15 protein-coding genes are annotated in these 16775 nt (G+C 73.9%); 6 read left to right on the top strand and 9 right to left on the bottom strand.

The window, feature by feature from the left end; all coding sequences use genetic code 11:
• Positions 1–209 precede the first annotated feature (209 nt).
• From ACIRQF_RS19330 to ACIRQF_RS19360, 7 genes are all read right to left on the bottom strand, one after another.
• The gene (locus ACIRQF_RS19330) at positions 210–1847 is read right to left on the bottom strand and encodes an ABC transporter ATP-binding protein (RefSeq protein ID WP_404093528.1); all 1638 of its coding nucleotides are present in this window, start codon (positions 1845–1847) and stop codon (positions 210–212) included.
• A complete protein-coding gene (locus ACIRQF_RS19335) occupies positions 1844–2833 on the bottom strand; it encodes an ABC transporter permease (protein ID WP_382483425.1) in 990 nt (329 codons plus the stop codon). Before ACIRQF_RS19335 ends, ACIRQF_RS19330 begins: the two co-directional genes overlap by 4 nt.
• The gene (locus tag ACIRQF_RS19340) at positions 2830–3819 is read right to left on the bottom strand and encodes an ABC transporter permease (RefSeq protein WP_404093531.1); all 990 of its coding nucleotides are present in this window, start codon (positions 3817–3819) and stop codon (positions 2830–2832) included. The genes ACIRQF_RS19335 and ACIRQF_RS19340 overlap by 4 nt, the downstream gene beginning before the upstream one ends.
• Positions 3816–5546 carry an ABC transporter substrate-binding protein gene (locus ACIRQF_RS19345; RefSeq protein ID WP_404093534.1) on the bottom strand — a complete coding sequence of 577 codons (1731 nt, stop codon included), beginning with the start codon at positions 5544–5546 and terminating at the stop codon, positions 3816–3818. The genes ACIRQF_RS19340 and ACIRQF_RS19345 overlap by 4 nt, the downstream gene beginning before the upstream one ends.
• A 174-nt stretch (positions 5547–5720) precedes the next feature.
• On the bottom strand, positions 5721–5816 hold the full coding sequence (locus ACIRQF_RS19350; protein WP_376632165.1) for an Ms4533A family Cys-rich leader peptide: 96 nt from the start codon (positions 5814–5816) through the stop codon (positions 5721–5723).
• Positions 5817–5938: 122 nt separating this feature from the next.
• Positions 5939–7489 carry a DUF3152 domain-containing protein gene (locus ACIRQF_RS19355; protein ID WP_404093537.1) on the bottom strand — a complete coding sequence of 517 codons (1551 nt, stop codon included), beginning with the start codon at positions 7487–7489 and terminating at the stop codon, positions 5939–5941.
• Between the two features lie 8 nt (positions 7490–7497).
• Positions 7498–8481, bottom strand: a complete 984-nt coding sequence (locus ACIRQF_RS19360; RefSeq protein WP_376632161.1) for an alpha/beta fold hydrolase — start codon at positions 8479–8481, stop codon at positions 7498–7500.
• A 123-nt stretch (positions 8482–8604) separates the two neighbouring features.
• Between ACIRQF_RS19360 and ACIRQF_RS19365 the strand changes: the two genes are divergently transcribed.
• The 4 genes from ACIRQF_RS19365 to ACIRQF_RS19380 all read left to right on the top strand — a co-directional run bounded on the left by ACIRQF_RS19365 (position 8605) and on the right by ACIRQF_RS19380 (position 10730).
• The gene (locus ACIRQF_RS19365; protein ID WP_376632159.1) at positions 8605–8820 is read left to right on the top strand and encodes a hypothetical protein; all 216 of its coding nucleotides are present in this window, start codon (positions 8605–8607) and stop codon (positions 8818–8820) included.
• A gap of 422 nt (positions 8821–9242) precedes the next feature.
• The gene (locus ACIRQF_RS19370) at positions 9243–9902 is read left to right on the top strand and encodes a TetR/AcrR family transcriptional regulator (protein WP_376632157.1); all 660 of its coding nucleotides are present in this window, start codon (positions 9243–9245) and stop codon (positions 9900–9902) included.
• 129 nt (positions 9903–10031) lie between these two features.
• Entirely contained in the window at positions 10032–10259 is a 228-nt protein-coding gene (locus ACIRQF_RS19375; RefSeq protein ID WP_376632155.1) for a DUF3107 domain-containing protein, read from the top strand.
• 201 nt (positions 10260–10460) lie between these two features.
• The gene (locus tag ACIRQF_RS19380; RefSeq protein ID WP_376632153.1) at positions 10461–10730 is read left to right on the top strand and encodes a hypothetical protein; all 270 of its coding nucleotides are present in this window, start codon (positions 10461–10463) and stop codon (positions 10728–10730) included.
• Between the two features lie 17 nt (positions 10731–10747).
• Here ACIRQF_RS19380 and ACIRQF_RS19385 read toward each other — a convergent pair whose 3' ends face one another.
• Positions 10748–11479: a ferritin-like fold-containing protein gene (locus ACIRQF_RS19385; protein WP_376632152.1), complete on the bottom strand. Its 732-nt coding sequence runs from the start codon at positions 11477–11479 to the stop codon at positions 10748–10750.
• 479 nt (positions 11480–11958) lie between these two features.
• Here ACIRQF_RS19385 and ACIRQF_RS19390 point away from each other — a divergent pair, with 479 nt between their 5' ends.
• Complete coding sequence (locus ACIRQF_RS19390; protein ID WP_404093540.1) at positions 11959–14802, top strand: DEAD/DEAH box helicase; 2844 nt, start codon at positions 11959–11961, stop codon at positions 14800–14802.
• A 144-nt stretch (positions 14803–14946) separates the two neighbouring features.
• Positions 14947–15849, top strand: coding sequence for an alpha/beta fold hydrolase (locus ACIRQF_RS19395; RefSeq protein WP_382483414.1), 903 nt, complete (start codon positions 14947–14949; stop codon positions 15847–15849).
• On the opposite strand, the gene ACIRQF_RS19400 is transcribed toward ACIRQF_RS19395, so the two are convergent.
• Positions 15809–16726, bottom strand: coding sequence for an NYN domain-containing protein (locus tag ACIRQF_RS19400; RefSeq protein WP_382483412.1), 918 nt, complete (start codon positions 16724–16726; stop codon positions 15809–15811). The genes ACIRQF_RS19395 and ACIRQF_RS19400 overlap by 41 nt on opposite strands.
• Positions 16727–16775: the final 49 nt, after the last annotated feature.

The raw sequence follows: 16775 nt of genomic DNA on the forward strand, positions 1-16775 counted from the left end.
GCCCTCCGCCCCCGTCGCCCCGTGCGCGGGCGGGCGGGGCCGGCGTCGGCCCCGGTGGGCCGGGCGCCGTGTTTTTTTTTTTTTTTTTTTTTTTGGGGGGGGGGGGGGGGGGCCGCCCCCCCCCCCCACCACCGGAAGGGGTGAATGCACGTAACTTTCCCACCACGGTCGCGTTCTGTCGCGGTACGAGGCGGTTCGGTCACCCTCGGTCAGGCAGCGGCGGCCTCCGGGACGAGGCTGCGGCGGTGCTCGCGCCGCTCGGCCGCGAGCACCGGGTCGAGGGACGGGACGGCCGCCAGGAGCCTGCGGGTGTACGGATCGCGCGGAGCGCCGTACACGTCCTCGACCGTGCCCTGCTCGACGATCCGGCCGCCCCGCATCACGGCGACCCGGTCGCTGACCTGGCGTACCACCGACAGGTCGTGGGCGATGAAGACGAGCGCGAGGCCGAGTTCGGCCTGGAGGTCGGCGAGGAGGGCGGTCACCTGGGCCTGGGTGGTGACATCGAGGGCCGAGACGGGTTCGTCGCAGACGATCAGGCGCGGCTCGGCGGCGAGTGCCCGGGCGATGCCGACGCGCTGGCGCTGGCCGCCGCTGAACTCGTGCGGGTAGGCGTCGTACCGGTCGGGGTCGAGCCCCACCCGGTCGAGGAGTCCGCGCACCCGGGCCCGGATCCGCGTGTCGTCCGTCGTACCCGCCGCGCGCAGCGGGTCGGCGACGGACTCGCCGACCGAACGGCGGGGGTTGAGCGAGGAGACGGGGTCCTGGAACACCATCTGGATCTCGCGCCGGTACGGTCGCAGTTCCCGGTCCGACAGGCGGCCGATCTCCGTGCCCCGGTAGCGCAGCGTGCCGTCGGTCGGGTCGAGGAGCCGGACCAGCATCCGGCCGAGGGTGGTCTTGCCGCTGCCGGACTCGCCGACCACGCCGAGGGTCTCCCCCGCGCGCACGGTGAGGGACACGCCGTCGACGGCGGTGACACGGGCCGCGCCCCGCCCGAACTCCCTCCGCAGGTCCTTCGCTTCGAGGAGCGGCTCACCGCGTGCGGGTCCGGGGTCCCGCAGCGGGCCGTCCAACCGGGGCACGGCGGTGAGCAGTTCGCGGGTGTACGGCTGGGCGGGTGCGCCCAGCACCCGGGTGACGGGACCGCGTTCGACCTCGCGTCCGCCCCGCATGACCAGCACGTCGTCGACGCTCTCGGCCGCCACGCCCACGTCATGGGTGACGAGCAGCAGCGCCAGGCCCGTCTCGCGGCGCAGTTCGTGCAGCAGATCCAGGATCTGGGCCTGGACCGTGACGTCCAGGGCGGTGGTCGGCTCGTCGGCGACGAGCAGCCGCGGTTCGCAGGCCAGGGCCATGGCGATGAGGGCGCGCTGGCGCATGCCGCCGCTGAACTCGTGCGGGCGGGAGCGGGCGCGCCGGGCGGCCTCGGGGATCCCGACCCGGTCGAGGACCTCGACGGCGCGGGCCCGCGCGGCCTTCCGGGTGCCGCGCCGGTGGACCCGGTACACCTCGGCGATCTGGTCGCCGATCGCGTAGTACGGGTCGAGGGCGGACAGCGGGTCCTGGAAGACCATGGCGGCGACGGAGCCGCGCAGCGCCCGCAGTGCGGCGGGGTTCGCGGTGCCGACGTCGATGCCGTCGACGGTGACGCGCCCGCCGACCCGGGCGCCGGTGCCGTGGTGGAGGCCGAGGAGGGCGCCGGCGACGGTGGACTTGCCGCTGCCGGACTCGCCGACGAGGGCGAGCGCCCGGCCGGCCTCCAGGGTGAAGGACAGGTCGTCGACGGCGCGCACACCGTCCTCGTACGCGACGGTCAGCCCGTCCACGGTCACGAGCGGGGTCATGTCAGTGCCACCCTTCGGTCGGCGAGGGCGTAGAGGAGGTCGGCGAGGACGTTCGCCAGGACCACGGCGACGCCCGTCAGGAGCACGACGCCCACGACGATCGGCAGGTCGATGTGCCGGACGCCGTCGATGAGGGTCTTGCCGAGGCCGGGGATGCCGAAGAGGGACTCGGTGAGCACGGCCCCGCCGAACATGGTGCCGAGGTCGATCGCGCTGAGCGCGATGACCGGCGGCACGGCGCCGCGCAGGGCGTGGCGGGTGACGACGGACCGCTCCCCCACGCCGTACGCGCGGAAGGTGCGGATGTGGTCCTCGGCGAGCGTCTCCAGCGTGGAACTGCGGGTGAGCCGGGCGTATTTGGCGGACTCGAAGAAGCCGAGGGTCAGCCAGGGGAGCAGCATGTTCCAGGCCCACTGCTCGGGGTCCTCGCCGAGCGGCACGTAGGTCGGGAAGGGCAGCCACCGGAGGTAGGCGCAGACCGTCATGAGGAGCAGCAGGCCCAGGATGAAGACGGGCGTGCCGGTGCCGGCGAGGGTGAGCACGGTCAGGGTCCGCTCGGTGATTCCGCCGCGGCGCAGCGCGGAGAGCAGGCCGGTGCCGATCCCGACGACGAGCCAGATCACCATCGCGCCGAGGGCGAGCGAGGCCGTGGCGGGCAGCCGCTCCAGGATGACCTGGGTGACCTGCTGGTCGGTCCGGTACGACAGGCCGAGGCAGGGGGCGTCGCAGTGCAGGACGCCGGTGCCGGCGGAGTAGTCACGGCCGGCCACGATCCCTTGGAGGAAGTGCAGGTACTGGACGAACACGCCCTCGTTCAGGCCGAGTCGCTCGCGCACCTGGGCCACCTGCTGCGGGTTGCAGCGTTCGCCGCAGGCGAGCCGGGCCGGGTCGCCCGGTGCCAGGTAGAACAGCGCGTAGACGAGGACGGAGAGCGCGAGGAGGACGAGGACGGCGCTCGCGAGCCGCTTCAGGACGTAGCGGGTCATGCGGAACGTTCCTTGGGTCGGGCCTTGCGGGTGCCGACGGTCAGCCGGCCGGCCTCGCGCGGGTCGAGGGCGGTGCGGACGGCGTCGCCGAGGACGGTGAAGGCGAGCACGGTCACGAAGAGCAGACCGGCCGGCAGCAGCACGTACGCCGGGTCGGCGCGGAACCAGGTCTGCGCGGTGGACAGCATCTGGCCCCAGGACGGGGTGGGCGGGGTGACGCCGACGCCGAGGAAGGAGAGCGAGGCCTCGACCACGATGTTGGTGGGGACGAGGATCGCCGCGTACGTGATGACGGGCGCGGCGAGCGAGGGCAGCAGCTCGCGCCGGGCGGTGCGCCGGGCGCCCGAGCCGGCGAGCCGGGAGGCCGCGACGAAGTCGAGGCTCTTGAGGGTGAGGGTCTGGGCGCGCACGATCCGCGAGGTCCCGGCCCAGCCGAGCAGCCCGATGACGAGGATCAGCAGCAGCGGGCGCGGGAAGTCGCGGGGCACGACGGCGGTGAGCGCGATGGCGAGGACGAGGAACGGCAGGGCGAGGAACACGTCGGTGACGCGGCCGAGGACGGCGTCGGCCCAGCGGTTGCCGAGGCCGGCGGCGAGGCCGACGAGGAGTCCGACGAGGACCTGGACGGCGGTGGCGCCGACGGCGACGAGCAGCGAGATCCGGGCGCCGTAGAGGAGCCGGACGAACAGGTCGCGTCCGGTGCCGGGTTCGACGCCGAGCCAGTGCTCGGCGCCGATGCCCCCGAAGGCGCCGTACGGGACGCCGCCGCGGGCGGAGTCCACCAGGTCGTCGTGGTAGGTGTGCGGGTCCTGGCCGGTGAGGGCCGCGAGCAGCGGCGCGGCGAGTGCGAGCAGCACGAGGAGGACGAGGACGGAGGCGGCGGTGAGCGCGGACGGGCGGGTGCGCAGCCGCCGCCACACCTGCCGGGCGGCGCCGGTGGCGGGGGTGCCCGCCACCGGCGCCGGGAGGTCGGTCAGCACGGTCACTTGACCGCGACCTGGGAGACGTCGAGGACACCGGTCCAGTCGCTGATGACGACGTTCTTGACGTCCTTGCCGACGAGCCGCTTGTAGACGGGGTGGAAGAGCGGCACGTCGAGGGCCTGGGCGCCGATCTTCCGGTCGAGGGCGCCCCAGCGGGCGGCGGCGGCCTTGAGGTCCGTCAGCTTGTTGATCTCGTCGATCTCCTTGTTGACCGCGGGGTCGTTCAGCTGGGCGTGGTTGTAGTTGGAGCCGTTGGTCACGATCTGCCGGCCGTCGAAGATCGGCGCGAGGAACGGCCCGCCGGCCGGCCAGTCGGCGCCCCAGCGGGACAGGAAGAAGCCGGGGGCGTCCTTGACGCTCCAGCGCTTCTCGTTGAAGGAGTTGGGCTGCTGGCCGTCGAGCTTGACGGTGATGCCGGCCTTGGCGAGCGCCTCCTGGACGGCGGTGGCTATCTCCGGGCTGGTGGTGCGGTTCTGGGCGGTGGAGTGCAGCAGGGTGACGGTCAGGCCGTTCGGGTAGCCCGCCTCCTTGAGGAGCTGCTTCGCCTTCTCCGGGTTGCCGGTCTTCCCGGCCGGGAAGTGGTCGTAGGCGGTGAAGCCGAAGGCCTTCTGCTCGGGCAGGAAGGTGGTGGCGGGCTCGGCGAGCGCGGAGCCGCCGGCGGCGTTGACGACGCTGGTGCGGTTGACCGCGTACGCGATCGCCTGGCGCACCTTGGCGTTGTCGAAGGGCTTCACCTTCGGGTTGAAGGCGATGTAGTTGGTGAAGCCGAAGTGGCCGGTGCCGACGCGGGCGGCGAGCTCCTGGTCGGAACCGACCTGGGCGAGTTCGGCCGGGCCGAGGTTGGTGTCCGTGGTGACGGCGGCCGCGTCGGCGCCGGCGGAGGTGGCGAGGCGCTGGTTGATGACGGCCTCGTCGAGCCCCGAGCGGACGTCGATCCGGTCGGGGTAGGCCTTGCGCTCCTCGTCGGTCTTCGGGTCCCAGTGGGGGTTGCGCTCCAGGACGAGGTGCTCGCCGTCGTTCTCGTTCTTCACGACCTTGTACGGGCCGGAGGAGACCGGGTGCTCCTCGTACTTCGCGCCGGTGTCCTTGGCCTTGGGCACGGGGGCGAACTGGGTCTGGGTGGCGACGAAGGGGAACTCGCCCTCGGGCTTCTTCAGCTTGAAGACCAGGGTCCGGGCGTCGGGGGTGACGATCGAGGCGAGGCCCTTGGGGTCCTTGTAGGAACCCTGGTAGGTGTCGCCGCCGACGAGCCAGTCACGCAGGTAGGGGGCGCCGCCGGAGAGTTCGGCGGCGAAGGAGCGCTCGATGCCGTACTTGACGTCGGCGCTGGTGATGGGGGTGCCGTCCTCGAATTTCAGGCCCTCCTTGAGGGTGTACGTCCACTCGGTGGCGTCCTTGTTGGGGCGGCCGGTGTCGGTGGCGAGGTCCGGGACGACCTCGGTGCCGGCGGCGCCCGCCTCGCGGTTGCGGGTGGTGAGCGTGCGGAAGACGAGGGAGGGGACGTTGCCGCCGCCGGAGGTGTAGAGGCGGGCCGGGTCGAAGTCGCTCTGGGCCTCGTTGTTGAGGACGGTGAGGGTGCCGCCCTTACGGGGCGCCCCGTCGGCGCCCTGGCCGGCGGCCCCGCCGCCGGAGGCGTCCTGCGGTCCGGCGCAGGCGGCGGCGCCCGAGGCCAGGACGAGACTGACGGCGGCCGCTGCCACGCGGCGCGAAATGACGGACGATGGACGCATCGAAAGGTACCTCTCGGGGTGAACTGCGGGAAAAGGAAGGAGACTTCCGCAGGCACGGCGCGGCCGGCACCGAAAGGGGTCCGAGCGGGAACGGGAACGCGCGCCTGCGGGAGGGGACCCGGGCGCGCGGAGGAAGGGCGGCGGCGATGGCCGACGCGTGCGCTCGGGCAGGCGTCAGCGACAGAGAACGTCGGCGACCGCGTGTCCGGTCACGCCGAAGAGCGCCAGCTCAAGGGCGGCGCGATCGGAGGTGACGGGACGGTGCGACATGCCGAGAAATATGGACGACCGCCCGAACGATGTCAACGCGCGGAACGCACTTCTGAGACACCCGTCTCACGGACCGGGACGCGGGCCCGGCGCACGGTACGGCGCGCCGAGCCGACGTGACGTCAACTACCGGGGTGCACCCACGGGTTGGGTCGGCACGTGATGCCGTCGATGTCCAGGGACTTCGTCTGCTGCTGCATCACGGGCGCGAGCGCACCGGGCGTCCGGCAGCTCACGTGGCCGTGGCCGAGCCGGTGCCCGACCTCGTGGTTGATGAGCATCTGGCGATACGCGTGCATCGCCTGGGGGCCGAAGGTCACCGAGCCCTGCGCCCACCGGAAGGCGTTGATCATCACGCGCTCGGTGGAGGCGGAGTCGCAGGACACGTTGTCGACCGTCGTGTCCAGGCCGGACTTCCGGCACCAGTCGCCGGTGGTCCCGGGGCTCGCCAGGGTGATCACGAACTCCGGCTCGCCGCTGGAGATGCGCTCGAAGGTCATCTCGTTCTTCCCCGCCCAGCTGCGCGGGTCGTTGAGCGTCTTCTGCACCGCCCGGGCGAACAACACGCCGTCGAGGCCGAGCCCTTTCTCCACATCGACCCGGTAGCGGATCTTGCGGCCCTTCCCCGGCGCCTTGTCGAACCCGGGCACGGCCTGGAACTCCCCGGACGCCTTCAGCTTCGGGTCGATGGGGAACTGGCGGGCCATCAGCTGCTCGTACGTCGGCGGCGCGGCCGGCACCGGCTTCGCAGGCGCCGGCCGGTCGTCGGAGCGGGAGGCCGGGCTCGCGGCACCGACCCGGTCCGCGGAGTCGTCCGCCGCGCTGGTGCTGTGCCCGCCGTCGCTCTCCTGCCCGGCGACCTGGCCGGCGACGACGACGACGAGCACGGTGGTGATCGCCGCCGCGGCGATGCCGGTGAGGGTCCGCCCCGTCCGGGCGGGCCGGTGCTCCGGGGACGACGGGGCCGGCTCGTCCGCGGGAGACTCCTGCGCCGCCCCCTCGGACCGCTCGGCGGGCTCGGCCGGCGCGGGCGCCGCCGGAGCCGCACGGCGCGGCCCGGGAATGAAGGGCGCGGCGGGCGCGGCCTCGTCGTGCACGGGATGCCCGCCACGGGCGGCGGTGTCGTACGGCCCCTGGTAGCGGGGCGTGCCGTGCATGGGCGTGTCGAAGGCGGACGCGGCCGGTACGCCGCGGCCGGACGTGTCGTACGCGGGGACGCCGCGTGCGGGCGTTTCGTAGCCGGGGGCCGCCGGGCGGCGCGGGCCGTAGCCGGGGACGCCGTGCGCCGGCGTGTCGTACGGGGGCCGGGCCTGGCCTCGCGGGCCCTGCGCCGGGGCCGCCTGGCCTCGCGGGCCGTAACCCGGGGCGGTGCCGTATCCCGGCGCGGTCCGGCCCTGCGGGCGCTGGTTCCGGGCGGTGCCGTCATCCGGTACGGCCTGGTCTCGCGGGCCCTGGCCCGGGGCCGCCTGCCCGCGTGCGCCGTATCCGGGGACGCCGTGCGTCGGCGTGTCGTGACTCTGCGTGTCGTAGGGGGTCGGTGACTGCGGGGGCGCCGGGGGCTGTTGGCCCTGGCCGCGCCTGCGTCGCCCCGTCCCCGGGCCCGGCCCTGTGGCCTCCCGCTGCCCGGTGTCGGCCACCGGGGCCACGGGGCCCTTGCGACTATGTCGTCCCACGGTCCGGCTCAGCTCCCGCCCTCGGCCGCCGCCTGGTGCGCGGCATCGGTGATCAGCCCGCGTACCGCCGCGGCGACGGTCTCCGGATACTCCATCATCGCGACGTGCCCGGCGTCCGGGAGCGTCAGGAGGCGCGAACCGCGGAACGCCGCGGCCGCCCTGCGCGCCATCCGGTACCCGACCAGCTGGTCGCGGCCACCGTAGACCAGGAGCGTCGGGGCCAGCACCCGCTCGGCCTGGCGCCACAGCCCGTGCTGGCCGCCCAGCGTGTACGCGTCGACGATGCCGCGCGAGGAGCGGGCCATCGCGTCCCAGAAGTAGGGGAGCTCCAGGCGCCGCTCCATCTCCTCCACCGCGTGCCGGAAGCCCTCGTCGGTGACGCGGCCGGGGTCGCCGTAACAGAGGGAGAGCACCCCGCGGACCCGCTGCTCGGGCGTCCAGTCCCTGCTGAGCCGCGCGAAGAGGGAGGCGACGCCGGGCAGTGCGAGCAGCGCGGTCGGCCAGGCGGAACGCTGGGCGCGCAGCTCGGGCAGGGCCGGCGAGACCAGGGTGAGGGTGCGGACCAGGTCGGGGCGCACGGCGGCGACCCGGGTGGCGACCGCGCCGCCCATCGAGTTGCCGAAGAGGTGCACCGGGCCGCGGCCGGCCGCGTCGAGCAGCCGGATGACGGCCCGGGCGTGTCCCGTGACCGAGTAGTTGCCGTCGTCCGGCGGCGGCGAGTCGCCGAAGCCGGGCAGGTCCACCGCCTCGCCGTCGACGAGGTCCGCGAGCAGCGGCATCAGGGCCGACCAGTTCTGCGAGGAACCGCCGAGCCCGTGCACGTACAGCGCGGGGGGAAGTCCGGGGCGCTCGCCGGGCCGGGCGCGCACGGTGAGCGTGAGCCCGGGCAGCGCGACGGAGCGCAGCTCCTCGCCGTCGGCGATCCGCACGGTGCGCGACCGGGTCGCGGGCGGTGCGGCGGTCCGGGTTTCCGGCAGCTCGGTCGAGGACATGGAGGCGATATTACGAGACGATCACGCTCGGGCGCGTGTGTGTGGCGTCACAGGATCGGGTGCGGCGCGCCGGGGGAACTCCTAGGCTCGGAGATGAGAGTCATCGCGACCGGAAGGAACCGCATGACTGCCGACCCGAACGAGCCGGACACATTCGCCGAGAAAGAGGACGTCGTGCTCGACGAGGAGACCCCGGAGGCCGACGCGGCCGAGCAGCACGCCGAGCTGCAGCAGCACGAGGACGAGCCGCTGAGCCAGATCACGCACGAGTCGGCGAACGACGCGGACGCCGCCGAGCAGGCGCGCGTGGTCACGCTCGACGAGGACGACTACCGCTGACGCCCGGCGGTCGCGGTCCCGCCCCGAGGCCCCGGCTCCCCGGCCCCGCCCCGTCGCAGCGGCTCCTTCGGTCTGCCCCGGGGGTGTCGGTTCCGTCGCTGTGGCCCGGCGACGTCGGGCCCCCTGTTCTGCCGCGGCGGCGTCGGCCTCTCCGGTCCGCCCCGGCGACGTGGGCTCGCCCCGTTCTGCCGCGGCGAGTCGGCTGCTTCTGCCGCTTGGCCGCGCGCCTTCGGCTACCGCCGAGTAGCCCCGTCGTCCCCTGCCGTTCTGTTCGATTCCATGACCATCTTCTTGCCCGGTGCCTCTCGCCCCGGGCGTCCGGTCCGTGAAATTCTGCGTTCGCACCGCGCACAGCCGGGTTACCCAAAAGTACGATGGCGGCGCGACGCATATGCGCGCATGGATCGATTTTGGGAGGCGGCGTGAGCGCCATCGAGCAGACAGAGGCAGCACGCCCGCGGGGCACGCGCCTGCCGCGCCGTGCCCGACGCAACCAGCTTCTCGGCGCGGCCCAGGAGGTGTTCGTCGCCCAGGGGTACCACTCGGCCGCCATGGACGACATCGCCGAGCGGGCGGGAGTCAGCAAGCCGGTGCTCTACCAGCACTTCCCGGGCAAGCTCGAGCTCTACCTCGCCCTGCTGGACCAGCACTGCGAGGCCCTGCTCCAGTCGGTGCGCACGGCGCTCGCCTCCACCACCGACAACAAGCTCCGGGTCGCGGCGACGATGGACGCCTATTTCGCGTACGTCGAGGACGAGGGCGGCGCCTTCCGGCTCGTCTTCGAGTCCGACCTCACCAACGAGCCGGCCGTGCGCGAGCGCGTCGACCGGGTCTCGTTGCAGTGTGCGGAGGCCATCTCCGAGGTGATCGCCGAGGACACCGGGCTCGCCAAGGACGAATCGATGCTCCTGGCCGTGGGCCTCGGTGGCGTCTCGCAGGTCGTCGCCCGCTACTGGCTCTCCAGCGAGTCGCCGATCCCGCGCGACAAGGCGGTGGCCCTGCTGACCTCGCTGGCCTGGCGCGGCATCGCCGGCTTCCCGCTGCACGGCGCGGACGGGCAGCTGAGCGCCGAAGGGCACTGAGGTCCCGACCGGCCCTGTTCGCTCTTGGCGTTCCGCGCCCGCGCCGTGTCCGTCCCCTTACCGGGCTAATGTGTGGCAGGTACGGCGCGGGACCCACGCGCAAGGCTGACCGTTCGGAGGGACATAGCCGTGGAGGTCAAGATCGGCGTGCAGCACGCACCCCGGGAGATCGTGCTGGAGAGCGGGCAGTCCGCCGAGGAGGTCGAGCGCGCGGTGGCCGACGCGCTGGCCGGCAAGGCGCAGCTGCTCAGCCTGGCGGACGAGAAGGGCCGCAAGGTCCTGGTGCCGGCCGACAAGATCGCATACGTCGAGCTCGGTGAGCCGGCGGTGCGCCGGGTGGGCTTCGGCGCACTCTGATCGGCGGATCGGACCCGAAAGGCCCGGTGGACCTCGGTCCACCGGGCCTTTCGCATGTCCGGCCCCGGTACGGCCGAGCCTCCGCCGCCCGGCCGCCGTCTGCGCACGTCAGGGCGTACGGGGAGGATTGTCATCACGAGTGACCGGGTAGGACGGGTGTGACCGACCTGCCCGCCCCGCCCCGACGCGAGGTGATACGCCGTGTTTCTGGAAGCCCTCGGTTCCGCTCTGCTCGGCTTCGCCCTGGCCTGGACCGCCGTGCACCGGCTCGCAGACCGCCTCCCCGCACGGGGCGTCGTCCTCGTGGCCGGGACGCTCGGCGGGGTCTTCGGCGCCCTGGTGACCCACGGGGCACTCGGCCCGGGGCACTTCCTCGCCACCCTGGTCGGTGCCGTCGCGGTCGCGGCCGTGCTGCTCTCGCTGCTGCTGCGGCCGGCCTCGCGACGGCTGCGCCGATCAGCCGCGGTGTAGGCGGGTAAGAGGGTCCGTCAGGCCGCGAGGCCGAGGGCCGCCATGCGCTTGGTGTGTGCCTCGGTGATCCGGGAGAACATGCGGCCGACCTCGGCGAGGTCGAAGCCCGCGGCCATCCCGTCGACGCCGCCGACCAGCATCGTGGACAGCGCGTCGCGCTCGGCGACCACGCGCTGCGCCTGCGACAGGGCCTCGCCCATCAGCCGGCGCGCCCACAGCGCGAGGCGGCCGCCGACGCGGGGGTCGGCGTCGATCGCGGCGCGGACCTTCTCGACGGCGAAGTTGCCGTGGCCCGTGTCGTCGAGCACCGAGAGCACCAGCGCGCGGGTGTCGGAGTCGAGGCGGGCGGCGACCTCGCGGTAGAAGTCGCTCGCGATCGAGTCGCCGACGTACGCCTTGACCAGGCCCTCCAGCCAGTCGGACGGAGCGGTCTGGCGGTGGAAGTCGTCCAGCGCCTTGGCGAAGGGCTCCATCGCGGAGGTCGGCTCGGCCTCGACGGCCGCGAGCCGGTCGCGCAGCTGCTCGAAGTGGTGGAACTCGGCGGAGGCCATCTTCGCCAGCTCCGCCTTGTCCGCGAGGCTCGGCGCCAGCTTGGCGTCCTCGGCGAGCCGCTCGAAGGCCGCGAGCTCGCCGTACGCGAGCGCGCCGAGCAGGTCGATCACGGCGGCGCGGTACTGCGGCACGGCGGAGGCCGTCGCCCAGTCCTGGGCGGCGATACCGGTGGGTGTGGCGTTGTCAGGCGTCTCCATGAAGCGCACAATAGCCCGCTCCGCCGGTGGGCCTAGGCCCTGGTCAGTGACTGTGACCGTGGCCTCGTCGGGAATTCTCCCGACACACATGCGCGATTCCGGGGTACAGTGGTAATGCGCCTGCTGAGTATGCGGACATGCTTTCGCACGTTCGGACGTACACGGTGGGCCGACTCATGAATGAGGATGCCCGGTCGGTGGCCCGATCGGCTCCGGCCCGACAGCCCTTCCGGCGGCCCGCCGAAGGGTCCCTCAGCGGCACGACGCTCGAGCGGCGGCAGTGGTCCCGCGCCACCCGGTGGAGATCCTTCCGATCCCATCGGAAGTTCCCGGCACGGTGAGACCCCCTTCGTTCGCCTCGCGCCGCGTCTCACAGAAGAGGCAGCACCCTGACTACGTTCCGAGACCTCGGGATTCTTCCCGAGACGGCCGAGGCCCTGGAAGCCGTCGGCATCGTTTCCCCCTTCCCCATCCAGGAGATGACCCTTCCGGTCGCCCTTTCCGGCACCGACGTCATCGGCCAGGCCAAGACCGGTACGGGCAAGACCCTCGGCTTCGGCCTCCCGATCCTGGAGCGCGTCACCGTCCCCGCGGACGTCGAGGCCGGCCGGGCGACGCCCGAGCAGCTGACCGACGCCCCGCAGGCGCTCGTCGTCGTCCCCACCCGTGAGCTGTGCCAGCAGGTCACGAACGACCTGCTGACCGCCGGCAAGGTGCGCAACGTGCGCGTCCTCGCCATCTACGGCGGTCGCGCCTACGAGCCGCAGGTCGAGGCCCTGAAGAAGGGCGTCGACGTGATCGTCGGCACCCCGGGCCGACTGCTCGACCTGGCCGGGCAGCGCAAGCTCGACCTCTCCCACGTCAAGGCGCTGATCCTGGACGAGGCGGACGAGATGCTCGACCTCGGCTTCCTGCCCGACGTCGAGAAGATCATCAGCATGCTTCCGGCGAAGCGTCAGACCATGCTGTTCTCGGCGACCATGCCGGGCGCCGTCATCGGTCTGGCCCGCCGCTACATGTCGAAGCCCACGCACATCCGCGCCACGTCGCCGGACGACGAGGGCGCGACCCACGCCAACATCGCGCAGCACGTCTACCGGGCCCACTCGATGGACAAGCCGGAGATGGTCTCCCGCATCCTGCAGGCCCGCGGCCGCGGTCTCGCGATGATCTTCTGTCGTACGAAGCGCACCGCCGCCGACATCGCCGAGCAGCTGGAGCGCCGCGGCTTCGCCTCCGGCGCCGTCCACGGCGACCTCGGCCAGGGCGCCCGTGAGCAGGCGCTGCGCGCCTTCCGCAACGGCAAGGTCGACGTGCTCGTCGCCACCGACGTGGCCGCGCGCGGTATCGACGTCGAGGGCGTCACGCACGTCATCAACTACCAGTCCCCCGAGGACGAGAAGACCTACCTGCACCGCATCGGCCGCACCGGCCGCGCGGGCGCGAGCGGTACGGCGATCACGCTGGTCGACTGGGACGACATCCCGCGCTGGCAGCTGATCAACAAGGCGCTGGAGCTGAACTTCAACGACCCGGTCGAGACGTACTCCAGCTCGCCGCACCTCTACGCCGAGCTCGACATCCCCGAGGGCACCAAGGGCATCCTGCCGCGCGCCGAGCGCACCCGCGCCGGCCTCGACGCGGAGGAGCTCGAGGACCTGGGCGAGCCCGGTGGCCGCCGTGCCCGCGGCGGACGCCCGGAGAAGACCGAGGAGCGCCCGGAGCGCACCCGGACCCCGCGCCAGCGTCGCCGCACCCGCGGTGGCTCGACCCCGACGGACGCCCCGGAGCAGACCACCGCCACCGGGACCCCGGCCGCCGACGCGGACTCCGCGGAGGCTCCGGCTGCGCGCCGCCCCCGTCGCCGCCGCACCCGCGGCAACACCCCGTCGGCCGGCATCCCGGTCGCCGGCGCGACCACGTCCGTCGCGGAGGCGGCCGAGGCCCCGGTGGCCGAGGCCCCTGCCGCCGAGGCCCCTGCCGTGGAGAGCCCGGCCGCGGAGACCCCCGCCGCCGAGCCGCGCACCCGCCGCACCCGGTCCCGCTCCGGCGGCCGCGCGGCCGGGACCACGGAGACCGTGGTCACCGAGGCGCCGGCCGGCGAGCCGGTCGTCGCCGCGACTCCGGCCGTGGAGGCTCCCGCCGCGGAGACCCCCGCCGGCGAGGCCCGTCCGCGCCGCACCCGTGGCCGGTCCGGCAACGGCCCCACCGCCGAGGCCGTCGTCGCGGAGGCTCCGGCCCCCGAGGCACCGGCCGCGGCCCCGGTCGTCGAAGCCCCCGCGCCCGTCGTCGAGGCGGCCGTGACCGAGGTCAAGCCCCGCCGCCGGCGTGCCCGTGGTGGCGCCCGCCCGGAGGCCGGCGAGACCACGGCCGCCCCGGCCGCCCGCGCCGCAGTCGGCGTCGAGACGCCGGCCGCGCGTCGGCGTCGCGTGCGTCGCCCGGTCACCGAGGACAGCGTGACGTTCCAGACGGTCGAGACGGCCGCCGCCGCGCTCGCCGCCACCGCCACCGCCACGGTTCCGGCGCAGAGCACGACGGAGCCGACCCCGGCCCCCGCCGTGCAGCAGAAGGCAGCCGCCCCGGTCGTCACCGCCTCCGTCCCGGCGCAGGCCGCCGAGCCGGTCGTGTCCGCGCCGCGAGCCCGTCGCCGTGCCACCCGCCCGGTGACGAGCACGACCGCGACGGTGGAGGCGCCGAAGGAGCCGGAGGCTCCGGCCGCGCCGGTCGAGGAGCCGAAGCCGGCCCGCCGCCGTGCCACCCGTCGGGTGTCGAGCCCCGTGACGACCACCCCGGCCGCCGAGGCCGTGGTGATCGTCGAGGCCGCCCCGGTCGTCGTCGCCCCGGTCGTCGTCCCGCCCGCCGAGGCCGAGGCGCCGAAGAAGGCGGCCCCGCGCAAGCGGACCGCCAAGAAGGCCGCCGAGCCGGTCGTCGCCGAGGCCGCCGCCGAGGTGACGGAGGCTCCGAAGGCCCCGCGCAAGCGCGCCACCAAGAAGGCCGTCGCGGCCGAGGCGCCGGTCGCCGAGGCCGAGGCCGCTGAGGCCCCGAAGAAGGCCGCCCCGCGCAAGCGGGTCGTCAAGAAGGTCGCCGAGGCCGTCACCGAGGCCGTCGCCGAGGTGGTCGAGGCCGCGCCGAAGGCCCCGCGCAAGCGGGTCGCCAAGAAGGCCGTCGCGGCCGAGGCGCCGGACGCGTCGGAGCCGAAGACGCCGACCCGTCGGCGCACGGTGAAGAAGGCCGCCGAGGCGGTCGACCCGGCGGAGGCGCCCAAGAAGGCCGCGCCGCGCAAGCGCGTCGCCAAGAAGGCGGCCGCCGAGCCGGAGGCGTAGGCACGCCCGAGCATGATCCGCCGCGGCCCGGTCCCTCCCCGAGGGGCCGGGCCGTGGCGCGTACGGAACCGGCCCCGCGACGTCCGGTCCGGCGCCGCCAGGCCGGAGGCCGGAGTGCCGCACCCTGCCGGTTACAGTCCCTGTATGAGCAAGCCCCGGTCCCTGGAGCTGCCGCCGCGCACCCGTGCCTACCGGCTCGGCACCGCACGCGGCGACTTCGCCGTCCTCGACACCGCCCCGGTCGGCACCCCGCACGGGACCGCGCTGCTGCTGCCCGGCTACACGGGCAGCAAGGAGGACTTCCTCGCGCTGCTCGCCCCGCTCGCCGAGGCCGGCTACCGCGTCGTCGCCGTCGACGGACGCGGCCAGCACGAGACGCCCGGACCGCGCGGCCGGGCCGCCTACCGCCGCAAGGCGCTCGCGCTGGACGCGGTGGCGCAGGCGGCGGTGCTCGGCGACGGCCCGGTGCATCTGCTCGGGCACTCCTTCGGCGGGCTGGTGGCCCGCGCGGCGGCGCAGCTCGCGCCCGACGCCTTCGTCTCGCTCACCCTGCTGTCCTCGGGCCCGACCCGGGTCGCCCGTTCGCAGCGCGTCCGGGTCCGGGCGCTGCGCGGCGCGCTCGCGCTGCTGCCGAAGGAGCGGGTGTGGCAGGCGACCCGCTGGCTGGACAGCCGGGGCGAGGAGCCGGGCGCGGGGGACCCGCCGGAGATCGTGCGGTTCCTGCGCCGGCGCTGGATGCGGACCCGGATCGCCCAGCTGGCGGGTGCGGGCCGGCTGCTGCTCGGCGAGCCGGACGGCACGGCGGCGCTACGGGCGCTGCCGCTGCCCCTGCACATCGCGTACGGCGACGAGGAGACCGTGTGGCCGGTCCCGGACCTGGCCGCCGCGGCCGTCCGCACCGGCGCGCAGCACACGGTGGTGGTGGGTGCCGGTCACTCCCCCAACGTCTCGCATCCGCGGGAGCTGGCGGCGCGGCTGACCGCGTTCTGGGACCGGGCTGCCGAGGTCAGTACTGCGCCCGCAGGTGCTGCCAGAAGCCGTCCCTGAGGGAACGGCGCAGTGCGGCGTGGCCGCGCAGGGACCGGCTGAGCAGGCGCTCCGCCTCGACGAGGAGGTCCTGGTCGACGGGGCCCGGCAGATACGGGTGGCCGGGAAGCAGCTCGCCGAGCTGGTCGCGGCCGCGCTCGGCGAGCCAGGTCGCGGCGATCTGCGCGCCGATGAAGCGGACCTCGTCGCGTGAGGGCGGGGGCTCGCCCTCGTTCTCGTACAGCGTGACGGGCTTGCGGGTCACGTAGGGGCGGCAGAAGTCGAGGTCGAAGACGCGCTGGCTGTCGACCTCCCAGAGCAGGGGTTCGGCCTGGTTGCCGCCCTCGGCCGCCTCGATGCCCCACAGGTGGACGCGGGCGCCGTAGCCCTGGGCGGCCTCGACGGCGGAGACGAGGTCCTCGTCGCCGCCGACGAGGGCGGCGTCGCTGATGGCGCGGTGCCGGGCGAGGGACTCCAGGTCGGAGCGGATGAGGGAGTCGACGCCCTTCTGCTGGTTGTTGGAGTTGAGGTTGCCGAGGCGGACCTTGACGTCGGGCAGCGCGGCGACGGCCTGCTGTTCGGGGGTGTGGATGCGGCGCCGGGCACCGTCGTACCAGTAGACGCGCAGCAGGCGGCTGTCCGCGAAGATCGTGCGCGCCGTGTCGATGAAGGCCTCGATGAGGCCCTCGGCGTCCAGGTCGAAGTTGCGCCGGTCCTCGGTGCCCGCGACCAGCAACCCGGCGGAAGCATAGACGTAACCCGCGTCGACGAAGATGGCATGGGTGGAGGGGGTCTTCGCCACCTCGGCCAGCATCCGCTGGAGGAGCTCGTTGGTGCGCTCCAGGCGGGCCTCGATTCCGATCGGCTCATCCCTCCCTACCTGCGAGTAGTTAGTCATCCGAAAAATTTCCTTAGCGTAGGGAATGTTTGCAGGATGCATGCCGTTG

Source organism: Streptomyces sp. NPDC101191 (genome assembly GCF_044767915.1).
Lineage (GTDB): Bacteria > Actinomycetota > Actinomycetes > Streptomycetales > Streptomycetaceae > Streptomyces.

Coding starts and splice junctions, on each gene's coding strand:
- ACIRQF_RS19330 (WP_404093528.1), bottom strand. CDS start 1,847: ATGACCCCGCTCGTGACCGTGGACGGGCTGACCGTCGCGTACGAGGAC.
- ACIRQF_RS19335 (WP_382483425.1), bottom strand. CDS start 2,833: ATGACCCGCTACGTCCTGAAGCGGCTCGCGAGCGCCGTCCTCGTCCTC.
- ACIRQF_RS19345 (WP_404093534.1), bottom strand. CDS start 5,546: ATGCGTCCATCGTCCGTCATTTCGCGCCGCGTGGCAGCGGCCGCCGTC.
- ACIRQF_RS19350 (WP_376632165.1), bottom strand. CDS start 5,816: ATGTCGCACCGTCCCGTCACCTCCGATCGCGCCGCCCTTGAGCTGGCG.
- ACIRQF_RS19360 (WP_376632161.1), bottom strand. CDS start 8,481: ATGTCCTCGACCGAGCTGCCGGAAACCCGGACCGCCGCACCGCCCGCG.
- ACIRQF_RS19365 (WP_376632159.1), top strand. CDS start 8,605: ATGACTGCCGACCCGAACGAGCCGGACACATTCGCCGAGAAAGAGGAC.
- ACIRQF_RS19385 (WP_376632152.1), bottom strand. CDS start 11,479: ATGGAGACGCCTGACAACGCCACACCCACCGGTATCGCCGCCCAGGAC.
- ACIRQF_RS19390 (WP_404093540.1), top strand. CDS start 11,959: ATGACCCTTCCGGTCGCCCTTTCCGGCACCGACGTCATCGGCCAGGCC.
- ACIRQF_RS19395 (WP_382483414.1), top strand. CDS start 14,947: ATGAGCAAGCCCCGGTCCCTGGAGCTGCCGCCGCGCACCCGTGCCTAC.
- ACIRQF_RS19400 (WP_382483412.1), bottom strand. CDS start 16,726: ATGACTAACTACTCGCAGGTAGGGAGGGATGAGCCGATCGGAATCGAG.